This is a genomic window from Pelotomaculum propionicicum (assembly GCF_048984525.1).
In the GTDB taxonomy this organism is placed as follows: Bacteria; Bacillota; Desulfotomaculia; order Desulfotomaculales; family Pelotomaculaceae; genus Syntrophopropionicum; species Syntrophopropionicum propionicicum_A.
This window is the reverse complement of record NZ_JBMGJC010000001.1, coordinates 184,899-200,330: the sequence shown is the minus strand read 5'-3', so window position 1 is coordinate 200,330 and position 15,432 is coordinate 184,899. Positions and strand designations below refer to the sequence as shown.

At 51.3% G+C, this 15,432-nt stretch carries 13 protein-coding genes; all 13 read left to right on the top strand.

All coding sequences use genetic code 11. The features are described 5' to 3' along the window. Positions 1–133: 133 nt before the first annotated feature. The 13 genes from ACOBQJ_RS01070 (at position 134) to nifJ (ending at position 15,173) form a co-directional block, all read left to right on the top strand. Positions 134–1,009 (top strand): fumarate hydratase, encoded by an 876-nt coding sequence (locus ACOBQJ_RS01070; protein ID WP_421069855.1) that lies wholly within the window; start codon positions 134–136, stop codon positions 1,007–1,009. Positions 1,010–1,070: 61 nt separating this feature from the next. Next, positions 1,071–1,631, top strand: a complete 561-nt coding sequence (locus ACOBQJ_RS01065) for a Fe-S-containing hydro-lyase (RefSeq protein ID WP_421069854.1) — start codon at positions 1,071–1,073, stop codon at positions 1,629–1,631. Between the two features lie 505 nt (positions 1,632–2,136). Then, the gene (sucC, locus tag ACOBQJ_RS01060; RefSeq protein WP_421069853.1) at positions 2,137–3,252 is read left to right on the top strand and encodes an ADP-forming succinate--CoA ligase subunit beta; all 1,116 of its coding nucleotides are present in this window, start codon (positions 2,137–2,139) and stop codon (positions 3,250–3,252) included. Between the two features lie 68 nt (positions 3,253–3,320). Further along, positions 3,321–4,193, top strand: coding sequence for a succinate--CoA ligase subunit alpha (sucD, locus tag ACOBQJ_RS01055; protein WP_421069852.1), 873 nt, complete (start codon positions 3,321–3,323; stop codon positions 4,191–4,193). Positions 4,194–4,217: 24 nt separating this feature from the next. Continuing rightward, complete coding sequence (locus tag ACOBQJ_RS01050) at positions 4,218–5,888, top strand: acyl-CoA mutase large subunit family protein (RefSeq protein ID WP_421069851.1); 1,671 nt, start codon at positions 4,218–4,220, stop codon at positions 5,886–5,888. A gap of 17 nt (positions 5,889–5,905) precedes the next feature. Then, positions 5,906–6,301 carry a cobalamin B12-binding domain-containing protein gene (locus tag ACOBQJ_RS01045; protein WP_421069850.1) on the top strand — a complete coding sequence of 132 codons (396 nt, stop codon included), beginning with the start codon at positions 5,906–5,908 and terminating at the stop codon, positions 6,299–6,301. A gap of 125 nt (positions 6,302–6,426) precedes the next feature. Continuing rightward, positions 6,427–6,825, top strand: coding sequence for a methylmalonyl-CoA epimerase (mce, locus tag ACOBQJ_RS01040; protein ID WP_421069849.1), 399 nt, complete (start codon positions 6,427–6,429; stop codon positions 6,823–6,825). A gap of 15 nt (positions 6,826–6,840) precedes the next feature. Beyond that, the gene (locus tag ACOBQJ_RS01035) at positions 6,841–8,379 is read left to right on the top strand and encodes an acyl-CoA carboxylase subunit beta (protein ID WP_421069848.1); all 1,539 of its coding nucleotides are present in this window, start codon (positions 6,841–6,843) and stop codon (positions 8,377–8,379) included. A 33-nt stretch (positions 8,380–8,412) separates the two neighbouring features. After that, on the top strand, positions 8,413–8,610 hold the full coding sequence (locus ACOBQJ_RS01030; protein ID WP_421069847.1) for a hypothetical protein: 198 nt from the start codon (positions 8,413–8,415) through the stop codon (positions 8,608–8,610). 40 nt (positions 8,611–8,650) lie between these two features. Further along, positions 8,651–9,073 carry a biotin/lipoyl-containing protein gene (locus ACOBQJ_RS01025; RefSeq protein ID WP_421069846.1) on the top strand — a complete coding sequence of 141 codons (423 nt, stop codon included), beginning with the start codon at positions 8,651–8,653 and terminating at the stop codon, positions 9,071–9,073. A 98-nt stretch (positions 9,074–9,171) separates the two neighbouring features. Beyond that, positions 9,172–10,107, top strand: coding sequence for a malate dehydrogenase (gene mdh, locus ACOBQJ_RS01020; RefSeq protein WP_421069845.1), 936 nt, complete (start codon positions 9,172–9,174; stop codon positions 10,105–10,107). A gap of 37 nt (positions 10,108–10,144) precedes the next feature. Then, complete coding sequence (locus ACOBQJ_RS01015) at positions 10,145–11,545, top strand: pyruvate carboxylase subunit B (RefSeq protein ID WP_421069844.1); 1,401 nt, start codon at positions 10,145–10,147, stop codon at positions 11,543–11,545. A 124-nt stretch (positions 11,546–11,669) separates the two neighbouring features. Further along, positions 11,670–15,173 (top strand): pyruvate:ferredoxin (flavodoxin) oxidoreductase, encoded by a 3,504-nt coding sequence (gene nifJ, locus ACOBQJ_RS01010; RefSeq protein WP_421069843.1) that lies wholly within the window; start codon positions 11,670–11,672, stop codon positions 15,171–15,173. Positions 15,174–15,432 lie beyond the last annotated feature (259 nt).

Below are 15,432 nucleotides of genomic sequence, written 5' to 3'. Positions count from 1 at the left end.
TCAAATAGATTAATTATGAATAAATCAGCAGTATTACTGTTTTTACTGAGATTTTTTGACTAAATAAATAAAAAACGCCCCCTGTCTGCCAGGTACTATGCCTATGGTACAGATCTTGCTAGCATGTATCTAAATGGACCAACACTTAGCAAAGGGGGGAATAAAAATTAAAACCATTAACACCAGTGTCATTACGGAAAACGTAGCAAGGATGTGTCAGGAGGCTAACTTCTTACTGGGGAAAGACGTTTTGGAAGCCTTCAAAAAAGGGTATGAGACGGAAGTGTCCGCCACGGGGAAAGAGATTCTTCAGATTCTGATTAAGAATGCTGAGATAGCCCGTGAAGAGCAGGTCCCCATGTGCCAGGACTGCGGCTACGCGGTCATTTTCCTGGAGTTGGGACAGGATGTGCGCATTGAGGGCGGAGATCTTTATGAGGCAATAACTGAGGGCGTAAGAAAAGGATATACAGATGGCTACCTCAGGAAATCCATCGTGAGTCACCCGCTCGAGCGTAAAAATACCGGTGACAACACACCTCCGGTTATTCACACAACGATCGTCCCTGGTGAGAACCTCAAGATTACACTTGCTCCCAAGGGCGGCGGCAGTGAAAACATGAGCCAGATCAAAATGATGAAGCCGGCCGACGGAGTGGAAGGCGTGAAAAACTTCGTCCTGGAAGTGGCTAAAAACGCCGGCCCGAATCCCTGCCCTCCGATTATTTTAGGAGTTGGCATTGGCGGCACCATGGAGAAAGCAGCTTTAATCGCGAAAGAAGCGCTTTTGAGGGAAATTGGCTCAGTGAATGAAGACCCTGAAATGGCAAAGCTTGAGGCGGAACTGCTGGAAAAGGTAAATAACCTGGGAATCGGGCCGCAAGGCCTGGGCGGCAGGACATTCTGCCTGGCTGTGCACATCAAGACATACGCGGCTCACATTGCCAGCCTGCCTGTGGCTGTCAACATCAACTGTCACGCCGCAAGGCATAAGGAAGTAGTCCTATAGATATTATATGGTTATGGAAAAGGATAGAGATGGTTTGTAATAAACAGGGGAGGTGAAAATATTGACCCAGATCAGGCTTACTACCCCATTAACGGACGCAGATGTAGAAAAGCTTAGAATCGGGCAGCAGGTTTTAATCAGCGGTCTCATTTATACCGGTCGGGACGCCGCTCACAAGAGAATGGTGGATCTGATCAAGGCGGGAAAAGTCAATGAACTGCCCTTTGATCCAAAAGGTCAGATTATTTACTATGTAGGCCCGAGCCCCACGAAGCCTGGGAGAGTTGTTGGCTCCTGCGGCCCCACGACCAGTTACCGCATGGACCCGTACGCTCCAGAACTTTACAAGCTGGGCCTGAAAGCTTCTATCGGCAAGGGAAAAAGGTCCCCGGAAGTAATCGAGGCTATGAAAAAGTATAAGGGCGTATATTTCGCTGCTATTGGCGGCGCGGCAGCCCTGATTGCCAAGAGCATAAAGAGCGCCAAGGTTATCGCTTATCCGGATCTCGGCGCCGAGGCGGTCCATGAATTTGTGGTTGAAGATTTTCCCATGGTTGTAGTTAACGACACCCTGGGCGGCGACCTCTATCAGGAAGGTATAAAGATTTACGCGGTTAAGTAGTTTAAACTATTATATAAAAAGACAGCCAGGAGGAATTATGTCCGTAGAGACAAATATTACCTTTTGGGAGACTAGAGTGCATAAATTGTTTTTGGGAAGTGCCCGACCCGTAAAAATAGGTTGGGCTATCCCCTTTTTTTTAAATTTTAGTGCATTTATGATTTAAACCATTATTTTTTATATGGTTGCTTTTTATTTTTAGGAATTTCATTGTTTTGCAGTTTGGGTAGGGGGTTAAATTATAACTAGAGTATTAAATAGATATATAAAAGTCATAATGAAAGAAAAATTTATTTATTAAGTGTTGGATATTTTTCGCTCCGGGAGGCAATTTATAAAGGAGCGGTTAAAAAGGGGGGAGATCTAAAGGAGTATAACAAAATTTTAGTGGTACAAGAAGGAAAAACAATGTAAACAACGAAGTATATAGGTTGGGTAAGACTATTTTTGTTATTTTTTTTAAATAAAGCGCCAAAAACAAAAATGGAGAGGAGAGATTTAGCCTGTGAAAATGTTCGAGTACATGGGTAAGGAGCTATTTGCCAAATTCGGTATCCCGACTCCGAAAGGCAGAATGGCTAAGACCCCGGAAGAGGCCGCAACGATCGCTGCGGAAATTGGTGGTCCATGTGTAGTGAAGTCTCAGGTGCTGTCAGGCAAGAGAGGTAAAGCTGGGGGTATTAAGTTTCCTAACACTCCGGAAGAAGCCAAGAAGGCTGCAGAAGAGGTTCTCAGCATGACCATCCAGGGACTGCCCGTTGAGTGCGTCCTGGTGGAAGAAAAGTTAAAAATTGACAAAGAACTCTACATGTCAATCACCATCGATGGTTCTGCCAAGCAAGCTGTCATGATCGCTTCAGCTTACGGCGGGATGGAAATCGAAGCCCAGCCGGAAGAGTACATCATTAAGAAGCACATCGATCCTGAGCTTGGAATGCATCCTTTCTTCGCCCGTGATGTCGTGAGAAAAATGGGTGTTGCCTTAAACAGCCCGCACGGCAAGGAAATGGTGAAGATAGTTCAATTACTTTATAAGATTTGCAAAGCAAAAGACGCCGAGCTGGTTGAGATCAACCCGCTGGTGTTCAGCGACGACAGGGTAATCGCTGCTGACTCCAAGGTTACCATTGATGAAGACGCCATGTTCCGCATGGTAGACCTGCCTTTCGTTGAAGACAAGTCCCCGGCTGAAAGAGCGGCCAAGGATCTTGGACTTTCATTCGTGGACCTGGACGGCGACATCGCTGTTATGGCAAACGGCGCCGGCATCACCATGGGCACTCTGGACACCCTGCAGGCATTCGGCGGCACACCGAGGAACTTCCTGGACTGCGGCGGCGGCACCGGCCGTGAAGCGACAGCCAAAGCCCTGGATATTCTTCTCGGCCTCAATCCCAAGGGTCTGTTCATTAACATCTTCGGCGGCATCACCCGCTGCGACGACGTTGCCAACGCGTTTAAAGATGTTTATACAGCCCGCGGCGGTTTCCCGGTACCCGTGGTAATCCGTCTCGTAGGCACCAACCAGGATGCCGGCCGTGAAATACTTAAGTCCATCGGCGTTGAAGCGTTCGATTTCATGCAGGACGCAGCTAAAAGGATAATTGAGCTTACTAAATAAGTTATCCTTATATTTAAGCGATATTGCTGAAATCAATAGAATTTTTCGAAAAGGGAGGATAAGTAAAATTGGCTATTATCATTGATGAGAATACTAATGTATTAGTCATGGGAATAACCGGCAGACAAGCTTCATTTCACACCAAGCAGATGCTTGCCTACGGGACCAAAATTGTTGCCGGATGCACCCCCGGCAAAGGCGGGCAGGAAGTAGAAGGCATCCCCGTATACAACACAGTCCGTGAAGCCTGTGAGAAGCACCGGATCGACGCTTCAGTTATATTTGTTCCCGCTGCCGGGACCAAAGACGCCGCCCTGGAAAACCTGGAAGCAGGCGTAAAGGTAGTCGTCATCGTTACTGAAGGCGTTCCGGTATTTGATGAAATCGATATTGTTGCCTATGCGAAGCGCAAGGGAGCCTATGTGCTCGGCCCGAACACATTCGGCATCGTTTCCGGCGGCAAATGCAAAATGGGCATCCCGCCCAACCAGTATTTCGTTGAGGGCGACATCGGTGTAGTTGCCCGCTCTGGGACCTTGACCTATGAAATCGTCGGCAACCTCACCGCTAACGGCCTCGGACAGTCCACCGTTGTCGGCATGGGCGGCGACAGGGCAGTAGGCCTGACTTTCGTTGATGTGCTGAAGATGTTTGAAAAGGACGACCAGACCAAGGCTGTTGTGCTGATCGGTGAAATCGGCGGTAACAACGAAGAAATCGCTGCCGAATACATCAAGGAAATGACCAAGCCGGTCGTTGCCTTCATCGCAGGAAAAAGCGCACCTCCTGGAAAGCGGATGGGACACGCGGGAGCCATTATCGAGCGCGGCAAGGGAACATATGCGGGCAAAGTAGAAGCTTTAACAGCCGCCGGCGCCAAAGTAGCCCCGCTGCCGTTTGAAGTCCCTGCGCTGATTAAAGAGGCGCTTGGAAGAAAATAATTATTAATGGAAGGAGGAGATATCTTGTTTAAACAAGATCAACTGGACAAAATAGCAGCCAAGAAAGAGAATTGGGCTGCGAAGCTGGATGCGACAGTAAAAAAGCGCCCGGAAAGAGAAGCCCAGTTTGCCACTGACTCCGGGTTCGTTATTGACACTGTTTACACTCCGCTGAATTTAAGTGACAGAGATTATGACGCTGATTTGGGTCTGCCCGGGGAATTTCCGTTTACCCGCGGCGTACAGCCCAACGTTTACCGCGGGCGCCTCTGGACCATGCGCCAGTATGCCGGGTTTGGTTCCGCTGAAGAAACCAACGCCCGTTTCCGCTACCTGCTGGAGCAAGGCCAGACAGGCCTCAGCTGCGCCTTCGACCTGCCGACCCAGATCGGTTACGACTCCGACCATCCGCTGTCTCGGGGCGAAATTGGCAAAGTGGGTGTGGCGATTGACTCCCTGGCGGACATGGAAGTGCTGTTTAACCAGATTCCCCTTGGCAAGGTCAGCACATCGATGACCATCAACGCCCCCGCCGGCGTACTGCTGGCCATGTATATCGCCTGTGCGGAAAAACAGGGATTCACCAAAGCTCAAATCAACGGCACCATTCAAAACGACGTAATCAAGGAATATATCTGCCGCGGCACATATATCCTGCCTCCGGAACCCTCCATGCGTTTGATTTCGAATATATTCGAATTCTGCGCCAAGGAAGTTCCGACCTGGAATACCATCAGCATCAGCGGCTATCACATCCGTGAAGCCGGCGCGACAGCTGCCCAGGAAATCGCCTTCACCCTGGCCGACGGTATCGCCTATGTTGACGCTGCCATCAAAGCCGGCCTGCAGGTCGATGATTTCGCTGGACGCCTTTCGTTCTTCTTTAACGCTCACCTGAACTTCCTTGAGGAAGTCGCCAAGTTCAGGGCGGCCCGCCGCATCTGGGCAAAAGTTATGAAAGAGCGTTTCGGCGCCAAGAGCGCGCGTTCACAGATGCTGCGCTTCCACACCCAGACTGCCGGCGTCAGCCTGACTGCCCAGCAGCCCATGGTAAACATCATGAGGACTGCCTTTGAAGCTCTTTCCGCTGTGCTGGGCGGCACCCAGTCCCTGCACACCAACTCCTACGACGAAGCTCTGGCACTGCCCTGTGACGAGTCAGTGATGATCGCGCTGCGCACCCAGCATGTTATAGGTTATGAAATTGGTGTCTGCGACGTGGTCGACCCGCTGGGCGGCTCCTACTACATCGAGGCCCTGACCAACGCGCTTGAGGAAAAAGCCATGGAATATATCGCCAAGATCGACGCCATTGGCGGCGCTGTCAAGGCTATCGAGTACATGCAGAAGGAAATCCACAACTCTGCGTACCAGTACCAGCTGGCTATCGACAATAAGAAGAAGACCGTTATCGGCGTAAACAGGTTCCAAATGAAAGAAAAGCCGATAGAAGGACTGCTCAAAGTTGACCTTTCCGTTGGCGAACGCCAGGTTGAAAAACTCAAGGCGATGAAAGCGGGAAGAGACCAAGCGGTTGTTGAAGCCAAGCTTAAAGCTGTACGCGAAGCTGCGCTGAGCGACACCAATTTGATGCCTGTATTTATCGATGCAGTTAAAGAATATGTAACTCTCGGTGAGATTTGCGGAGTTCTGAGAGACGTATTCGGTGAGTACAAGCAGCAAATCGTATTCTAGGAGAAGGAGGAAAGCAGATGAGCGAGAAACGCATTCGTGTTCTGGTCGCAAAGCCAGGCCTTGACGGTCACGACCGTGGAGCAAAAGTTATAGCCCAGGCCCTTCGTGACGGAGGCATGGAAGTTGTATATACGGGCTTAAGGCAGACTCCTGAACAGATTGTATCAGCCGCGCTGCAAGAAGACGTAGATGTTGTCGGCATGAGCATCCTTTCCGGAGCACATGGCACACTGTTCCCGGAAGTAGTAAACCTTCTGAGAGAAAAGGGCGCAGGCGACGTTCTGGTGGTAGGCGGCGGGATTATCCCGGATGACGATATTCCGGCATTGAAAGAGGCTGGCGTGGCCGAAATATTCGGACCGGGCACTCCTCTGGAAAAAGTTGTTAAGTATATCAAGGAAAATGTTAAGTAAGCAAGGGTTAAACTAAATTTATACAGCGCGGGGCAGGCCGGGATTGCCGGGTACCTGCCCTGCGCCGGCCCTGTTTATTAAGAGAGTGTTAAAGTTTGTGAATCCAAATACATGGAGGGATTCGGATGCTTAAAAAGGTTGACCATATCGGAATTGCGGTCAAAGATCTTGCTGAAGCCATGAAGTTTTATGAGGCACTGGGATTAAAATCCGCAGGCACAGAAGTAGTGGAAGAGCAGAAAGTAAAAGTAGCGTTTTTCCCTGTAGGTGACAGCGAGGTAGAATTACTGGAATCAACATCACCGGATGGCCCCATCGCGAAATATATAGAAAAGAACGGTGCAGGCATCCAGCATCTCGCTTTCCGGGTTGACAACATTGAAAAAGCACTAGCGGAGCTCAAAGAAAAAGGTGTCCGTTTAATTGACGAGAAGCCCAGGTATGGCGCCGGTGGAGCTAAAATAGCATTTTTGCACCCGAAATCCACCTTTGGTGTTCTGATCGAACTGAGTGAGCGCGACTAGAATGGAGGTAATCGCATGAGTATGCAGGATAAACTGGATATTCTAACTAAGCTGCGGGCTGATGTAACTGCCGGCGGTGGCCAGAAGAGAATTGACAAGCAGCATGACGGCGGCAAATATACCGCCCGCGAAAGAATCGCCAAGCTGTTTGACGAAGGTTCCTTCAAGGAAATTGATGTTTTCGCAAATACTGAAGTAGACTACAGGGAAGTAAAGAACCCGAACGAAGGTGTTATAGGCGGTTACGGCACCATGAACGGCCGCAAAGTATACCTCTTCGCCCAGGACTTCACAGTTGTCGGCGGATCGCTTGGTAGGGTACACGCCGCCAAGATCTGCAAGGTTCTTGATATGGCAATGAAGGTTGGATCGCCGGTAATCGGAATTTGCGACTCCGGCGGCGCCCGCATCCAGGAAGGCGTGGACGCCCTTGACGGATACGGACAGATCTTCTACCGCAACACCATCGCTTCCGGTGTAGTTCCGCAGATTTCCGTAATCATGGGACCATGTGCCGGCGGCGCTGTGTATTCACCAGCCCTCACCGACTTCATCATGATGGTCCAAAACACCAGCCAGATGTTCATTACCGGCCCGCTGGTAATTAAGGCTACCACCGGTGAAGACGTCAGCCAGGAAGCTTTAGGCGGCGCGGCTACCCACAACCAGGTCAGCGGCGTGGCGCACTTCATGGCAGCCAACGAGGACGACTGCATTGCCCAGATTAAAGCGCTGGTCAGCTACCTGCCCCTGAACAACCTGGACGAGCCCCCGACATATCCGGCTGTTGATCCTGCTTTTGGCAAAGAAACCCTTCTCACCGTTATTCCTGATGACGCCAACAAGGGTTATGATGTCCGGAACCTGATCAACGGGGTTGTCGACGCCGGTTCGTTGTTTGAAGTACACCAGTACTATGCTACCAACGGTGTGGTAGGCTTTGCCCGCATCGGCGGCCAAGTGGTGGGTATTATCGCCAACCAGCCCAGAGTACTCGCCGGATGCCTTGACATTAACGTATCCGACAAGATTGCCAAGCAGATCCGTTTCTGCGACTGCTTCAATATACCGATCATCACATTTATGGATGTTCCGGGATTCCTGCCCGGCGTCCAGCAGGAATACGGCGGCATTATCCGGCACGGCGCCAAGATGCTGTACGCTTATTCCGAAGCTACCGTACCCAAAATTACAATAATAACCCGTAAAGCATACGGCGGCGCTTATCTGGCCATGTGCGCGGCATCGCTGCGGGCTGACTCAACGTTTGCCTGGCCCTCAGCTGAAATCGCTGTTATGGGCCCGGAAGGCGCGGTTAACGTTATTAACCGCAAGGAAATCGCCGCGGCCGAAAACCCGATCGAGAAGCGCAAGCAGTTGGTGCAGGACTACCGCGATCGCTTTGCCAACCCGTACATTGCAAGCGCCAGGGGCTTCATTGAGGATGTTATCGACCCGACAGAAACAAGGGCCAAGATTATCGAAGCTCTTTGGAACCTGTCCACCAAGCGCGAAAGCAGACCCAAGAAGAAACACGGAAACATCCCCATGTAGTTATGAATACCGGCGTGTAGGAGGATATAATAAATGGCTAAACAAAAAGCAAAGGCCGGTATTAAACCCGAAGTGCTCGCCGCTATTTCTGCGGCTGTGGCTCTATACGGTTACTCGGCTGAAGCAGGCTACCAAGTCAGCAGCGTGACCAAGGTCGGAAACGCCTGGAAAAGGGCTGGCCTTGCCGAGTTAATGCTTGGCCGTGATCTGAGTATGAGGGATTTCATGTAAGGCAACAAGTACAGGCCTACCATTAGGAGGGAAATATTGCATGAAAAAATTCAAAATTAAAGTTAATGAAGAAATCTTTGAAGTAGAAGTTGAAGAAATAGGCGGAAGCCCGGCGGCAGCAGCCCCGGCAGCTCCTCCGGCAGCCCCGGCAGCAGCTCCCCCGCCGGCCCCGGCAGCGGCTCCTGCAGCTGCACCTAAGGCGGCAGCAGCCCCGGCAGCAGCTCCCAAACCCGCCGCAGGCGGCGGTGGCGGCGGCGCACTGTGTGCCCCGATGCCAGGCACCATTCTTGATGTTAAAGTAAAAGTCGGCGACGCCGTTAATATCGGTGATGTGCTGTTAATCCTGGAAGCCATGAAGATGGAGAACGAGCTTGCAGCTGACAAGGCCGGCACAGTCAAGGAAGTTAAGGTAACCAAGGGCCAGGCTGTAAACGGCGGCGATGCCCTAATCGTTATCGGTTAAATATAGAATCCGGTGGAAGCCGCAGATATGGACTTCCACCGGAAATGGAATATGGACGACGCTTGTTGTTCATAAAAATATTAGGGAGGTTGTGCTCAATGAAGAGGAATAAAATAACAGTCGTTGGGGCAGGTAACGTTGGCGCTACAGCAGCCCACTGGTGTGTAGCCAAGGAACTGGGGGATGTAGTCCTTCTTGACGTTATTGAGGGCGTGCCGCAGGGTAAAGGCTTGGATTTAATGCAGTCCAACCCGCTGGATGGAACGGACTGCTGGGTAAAAGGCACAAATAATTATGAAGATACAGCTGATTCAGATGTATGTATCGTTACAGCCGGTATTGCCCGTAAACCCGGCATGAGCCGTGACGACCTTCTGAACACCAACTACAAGATCGTCAGCATGGTAGCTGAAAATCTTGCCCGTTACTCACCCAATACATGCATTATCGTCGTTTCCAACCCGCTTGATGTAATGACCTATACTGCCTGGAAGGCCAGTGGATTCCCGGCCAACCGCGTCTTTGGACAGGCCGGCGTGCTTGATTCAGCCCGTTTCCGCACCTTTGTGGCTATGGAACTCGGAGCGTCCTTCGAGGATGTTAACGCTTTAGTGCTTGGCGGCCACGGCGACACCATGGTATCAGTGCTCAGCCACGCCAACGTGGGCTGCATACCGATTACCAAGCTGATCCCTGCCGAGCGCCTGGCTGAAATCGTTAAGAGAACAGCAAACGGCGGAGCCGAAATTGTTAACTTCCTGAAGACCGGCAGCGCCTTCTACGCTCCTTCAGCGTCCGCAGTTCAAATGGCTGAGGCTGTACTGAAAGACAAGAAGCGGATCCTGCCTGTGGCGGCATATCTGAACGGCGAATACGGCGCCAAGGACATCTACACCGGCGTACCGGCCATTATCGGCGGCAACGGCGTAGAAAAGGTTCTTGAAATCGATCTCACACCGGAAGAGAAAGCGGGCTTGGATTATTCCATCCAGGCAGTTCGCGACCTGATGAAGGTAGTCGGGCTGGGATCCTAAAAGAGTCCGGCTAGCGATAAAAGGGGAGGATAATAAGATGGCAAAAGGACCAAAAGCTGCATTAATTACCGATACTACTTTCCGGGATGCCCACCAGTCCTTGTTGGCTACCCGGATGAAGACCGAGCATATGATCCCGATAGCTGAGAAACACGACGAGATTGGCTTCCATTCAATGGAAATGTGGGGCGGCGCGACTTTTGACACCTGCATGCGTTTCTGCGGCGACGATCCGTGGGAGCGTCTCCGGGTAATCAGGCGCCACCTGAAAAAAACCAAGACCCAGATGCTTCTCAGGGGGCAAAACGTTGTTGGTTACAGGAACTACGCTGACGATGTCCTGATCGAGTTTATCAAAAAAGCGGTCTTTAACGGCATGGATATTTTCCGTTGCTTCGACGCTTTGAACGATTACCGGAACCTGGAAGTTGCTATTAAGACCGTCATAGATGAAGGGGCTCACGCCCAGGGCACTCTTTGTTACGCTATCAGCCCGGTGCACACGGTTGAGCACTATGTCGGACTGGCCAAGGAACTGGAAGGAATGGGAGTACACTCTCTCTGCATCAAGGACATGGCCGGAATCATAGCTCCTTACGTGGTTTACAATATAGTCAGGGGCATCAGGGACGCCAAGATTACCCTGCCCGTCCAGATCCACTGCCACTACACCAGCGGCATGGGTTCGATGGCTTACATGAAGGGCATCGAAGCAGGCGCCAACATTATTGACTGCGCCATATCCCCAATGTCTGTTCAGACTTCACAGCCGTCAATCGAAGTTATGTGCTCAGCTTTTGAAGGTACCGAATATGATACCGGATTAAGCCTTGAGCCCATGATTGAACTGGCCGACTACTGGAAAGAAATCCGCCCGCTGTACGCATCGTTCGACCTGGCGCAAAAGTATCCCGATGCCGGTATCCTGGTATCGCAGGTGCCTGGCGGCATGATGTCCAACTTCCTGTCCCAGCTGCAGCAGGCCAACGCTCTGCACCGCCTGCCTGAAGTGCTTGCGGAAATGCCCCGGGTGCAGGAAGACTTTGGCTGGCCTCCGCTGGTAACACCGTCCAGCCAGATCGTTGGTTCTCAGGCTGTGCTGAACGTCCTGATGGGACGCTATAAGATGTGCACCAACGAAGTTAAGCAGTACATGCGCGGTTACTATGGACGGCCTCCGGCACCGATTAACGAGGAAGCCCGCAAGATGATCATCGGCAATGAGAAGCCGATTACCTGCCGTCCGGCCGACATGCTCGAGCCTGAACTTCCGAAGGCCAAGGAAACTATCGCGTACGTTATGGAGAAGGAAGAAGACATTATTTCCAACGCCATCTACCCGCAGGTAGCTCCCAAGTTCCTTGAGGAAAGAATGGCCAAGAAACTTAAGGTAGATATTGAACTGGCCAAACAGAGCAGCCAGTACTATCCTGTATAGTATTGCGTTACTATCCTGTATAGTATTAGTAGTAATTAAAATGTCATTACCGGGCCGGCGGTTTACCTCCCGGCCCGGTATGACGAATTAAAGTTCCAATTCTAAAAGGAGGTTAGTCAACTAAATGGCCAAAAAAATGAAGACGATGGACGGAACCAAGGCAGCGGCATACGTATCGTATGCGTTTACCGAATGCGCCTGCATTTTCCCCATCACTCCATCCTCACCCATGGCGGAATACGTGGATGAGTGGAGCGCTCAAGGTCTAAAGAATATATTCGGGCAAACCGTTAATGTTACTGAAATGCAATCCGAAGCAGGCGCCGCCGGTGCTCTGCACGGCGCGCTAGCAGCCGGTGCGCTGTCAACCAGCTACACCGCTTCCCAGGGCTTGCTGCTGATGATCCCGAACATGTACAAAATAGCCGGTGAGCTCCTGCCGGGCGTACTGCACGTCACTGCCCGCAGCCTGGCGACCCATGCCTTGAACATTTTCGGCGACCACTCCGACGTTATGTCCACTGTACAGACCGGATGGGCAATGCTCTGCTCCAACAGCGTCCAGGAAATTATCGACATCGGCCCCGTCGCCCACGCGGCCGCCATCAAGTCCAGGATCCCATTCCTGCACTTCTATGATGGATTCCGGACCTCCCACGAGCAACAAAAGATAGAAATGATCGACTATGAAGACTATGCCAAGCTCATCGACATGGAAGACGTCAAGGCATTCCGCGACAGGAGCCTGAACCCGGACCGCCCGGTTACCAGGGGCTCAAACCAGAACCCCGACATCTTCTTCCAGGCCAGAGAGGCTTGCAGCCCTTACTTCGAGCCAGTAGCAGACATAGTGGCAGATTATATGAAGCAAATGGGCGAAATCTGCGGCAGGCAGTACAAGCCGTTTGATTATTACGGCGCGCCGGATGCTGAGAACATCATCGTTGCCATGGGTTCCGTCTGCGATACAGCGGAAGAGACCATCAACTACCTGATGGCCAAGGGCGAGAAAGTTGGTATCGTCAAGGTCCACCTGTACAGGCCCTGGGCTCCCAAATACTTCTTTGACGTTCTGCCCAAGTCAGTGAAGAAGATCGCCGTCCTTGACAGGATTAAGACTCCCGGATCTCCCGGCGAGCCTCTTTACATGGATATCAAAAACACATTCTACGATGCCGACATTAAGCCGATTATCGTAGGCGGCCGCTACGGCCTTGGTTCCAAAGACACACTGCCTTGCGATATCGTAGCAGTGTTTGACAACCTGAAGGCTGCTCAGCCGAAGAACAACTTCACCATCAGCATTATCGACGACGTTTCCAATACCTCCCTGCCCAGGGGTGAAGATATTGACGCCACACCGGAAGGGACCATCCAGTGCAAGTTCTGGGGACTTGGTTCTGACGGAACTGTCGGCGCCAACAAGCAGGCCGTCGAAATTATCGGTGACCACACGGATCTGTTGGCACAGGCATACTTTGCCTATGACTCCAAAAAGTCCGGCGGCATTACCGTTTCTCACCTGCGTTTCGGCAAGAAGCCGATTAAAGCCCCTTACCTGATCAGTAGTGCTAACTTTATATCCTGCAGCAACCAGGCCTATGTCAATATGTATGACGTCACTGCCGGCCTCAAGCCCGGCGGCACCTTCCTCCTCAACACCGTGTGGACACCGGAAGAGCTGGATGAAAAACTGCCGGCCGCGATGAAGCGTTACCTTGCCAAGAATAAGATCAACTTCTACACCATCAACGCCGTTGAACTGGCAAGAGGACTTGGCCTGGGCAACCGCACCAACATGATTATGCAGTCTGCATTCTTCAACCTGGCCAAAGTTATTCCCATCGACGAAGCTGTCGGATACATGAAAGCACAGATCCAGAAGGCCTATGGCAAAAAAGGCGAGAAGATCGTCAACATGAACAACGCCTCTGTTGATGCCGGTATCAATAACCTGGTTAAGGTCGATGTGCCGGATGCATGGGCTAACGCTCCTGATGATCCTGTAAACAACAAGAAAGACCCCGAATTTATCAAGAACATTCTGCGTCCGATCACAAGGCAAGAAGGCGACAAGCTTCCCGTCAGCGCCTTCAAAGGGGCAGAAGACGGCACCTTCCCGTCCGCCACATCGCAATTTGAAAAGCGCGGCGTAGCGGCATTCGTGCCTAGGTGGATCAAGGAAAACTGCATCCAGTGCAACCAGTGCTCGATGGTATGCCCACACGCTGCCATCAGGCCGTTCCTGTTAGACGAGGCGGAAGCTCAAAAAGCTCCGAAAGAGTTTGAAACACTGAAAGCTGTCGGCAAGCAACTGGCTGGACTTACCTACCGCATGCAGGTTTCACCGCTTGATTGCATGGGCTGCGAAGTATGCGTCAACTGCTGCCCGGCCAAAGAAAAAGCTCTCGTCATGGAGCCGCTTGAGACCCAGTCAGAAATTGAATCTGCCAACTGGGAATTCGCAACAACAGTTACAATTAAGGAAAACCTCTGGGATAAGTACAGCGTTAAGGGCAGCCAGTTCTGCCAGCCGTTATTTGAATTCAACGGCGCCTGCGGCGGCTGCGGTGAGACACCGTACATCAAGCTCCTGACCCAGCTTTACGGCGACAGGATGCTTATCGCCAACGCCACGGGCTGCTCATCTATTTATCCCGCTGCCGCACCGTCCATGGCCTACTGCAAAAACGCGGAAGGTCACGGTCCGGCCTGGGCCAACTCACTGTTTGAAGACAGCGCAGAATTTGGCTTAGGACTGTACCTGGGCGTTAAGCAAATCAGAAATAAAATTGCCGGGCTGGCGAAAGATGCTTTAGCTCAGGATATACCAGCTGAAACCAAGGCTGCCCTGCAGGGCTGGCTGGACAACATGCTGCTGGGCGATGGCTCCAAAGCGGCCACCAAGCAACTTGTTCCTCTGCTCGAAAAGGCAACCAACCCGATCCTGAAGCAGATCTTAGATCTGAAAGACTACCTGATCAAGAAGTCCAACTGGTCATTCGGCGGCGACGGTTGGGGCTATGACATCGGTTACGGCGGTGTTGACCACGTGCTCGCTTCCGGCGAGGACATCAACATCATGGTTGTGGACACCGAGGTCTATTCCAATACCGGCGGCCAGTCCTCCAAGTCCACCCCGACCGCGGCTATCGCCAAGTTTGCCGCAGCCGGCAAGAACACCAAGAAGAAAGACCTGGGCGCAATGGCCATGACCTATGGTTATGTATATGTAGCGCAGGTTGCGATGGGCGCAAACCAGGCCCAGTGCGTCAAAGCTTTCAAAGAAGCAGAAGCGTATCAAGGCCCGTCGCTGATCATCGCTTACTCCTCCTGCATCAACCACGGGATCAACATGACCCGCAGCCAGCAGGAAATGGACAAGGCTGTCAAGGCCGGATACTGGCACCTCTACAGGTTCAATCCTGACCTTAAGAAAGAGGGCAAGAACCCGTTCACCCTGGATTCCAAAGAGCCGAACCTGGATCTGTTCAGAGACTTCATCATGGGCGAAGTCCGCTACAATTCACTGGCGAAACTCTTCCCCGCAACAGCGGAAGCGCTGTTCAAGAAGACTCAGGCAGACGCCAAGGAAAGATACGAAAACTACGTGCGTATGGCTCAGTAGTTATAAAAAAAAGCGGGGGCTTAACAGCCCCCGCTTTTTTATGTACATATTTTTTAGGGTTGCTGGTTTAAGATTGAATATTATGTATAAACAAGGGGGGCTGTAAAGCCTCTTTTTTAAATAATTTAAAAAAGTGTTACTATTCAAATATTTAATATGAGATTTAGCAAATTATTGGGATATTTTTAAGGTTAATAATGTTTTATTAAATTTATATAAAGGCATATTGTTATCCGCATGTTGAATTTTGATTTTTCAT

Excerpts from the sequence above, each read along its gene's own strand:
- nifJ (WP_421069843.1), top strand. The coding sequence starts at position 11,670 with ATGGCCAAAAAAATGAAGACGATGGACGGAACCAAGGCAGCGGCATAC.
- ACOBQJ_RS01035 (WP_421069848.1), top strand. The coding sequence starts at position 6,841 with ATGAGTATGCAGGATAAACTGGATATTCTAACTAAGCTGCGGGCTGAT.
- ACOBQJ_RS01070 (WP_421069855.1), top strand. The coding sequence starts at position 134 with ATGGACCAACACTTAGCAAAGGGGGGAATAAAAATTAAAACCATTAAC.
- ACOBQJ_RS01015 (WP_421069844.1), top strand. The coding sequence starts at position 10,145 with ATGGCAAAAGGACCAAAAGCTGCATTAATTACCGATACTACTTTCCGG.
- ACOBQJ_RS01025 (WP_421069846.1), top strand. The coding sequence starts at position 8,651 with ATGAAAAAATTCAAAATTAAAGTTAATGAAGAAATCTTTGAAGTAGAA.
- ACOBQJ_RS01030 (WP_421069847.1), top strand. The coding sequence starts at position 8,413 with ATGGCTAAACAAAAAGCAAAGGCCGGTATTAAACCCGAAGTGCTCGCC.
- ACOBQJ_RS01045 (WP_421069850.1), top strand. The coding sequence starts at position 5,906 with ATGAGCGAGAAACGCATTCGTGTTCTGGTCGCAAAGCCAGGCCTTGAC.
- mce (WP_421069849.1), top strand. The coding sequence starts at position 6,427 with ATGCTTAAAAAGGTTGACCATATCGGAATTGCGGTCAAAGATCTTGCT.
- mdh (WP_421069845.1), top strand. The coding sequence starts at position 9,172 with ATGAAGAGGAATAAAATAACAGTCGTTGGGGCAGGTAACGTTGGCGCT.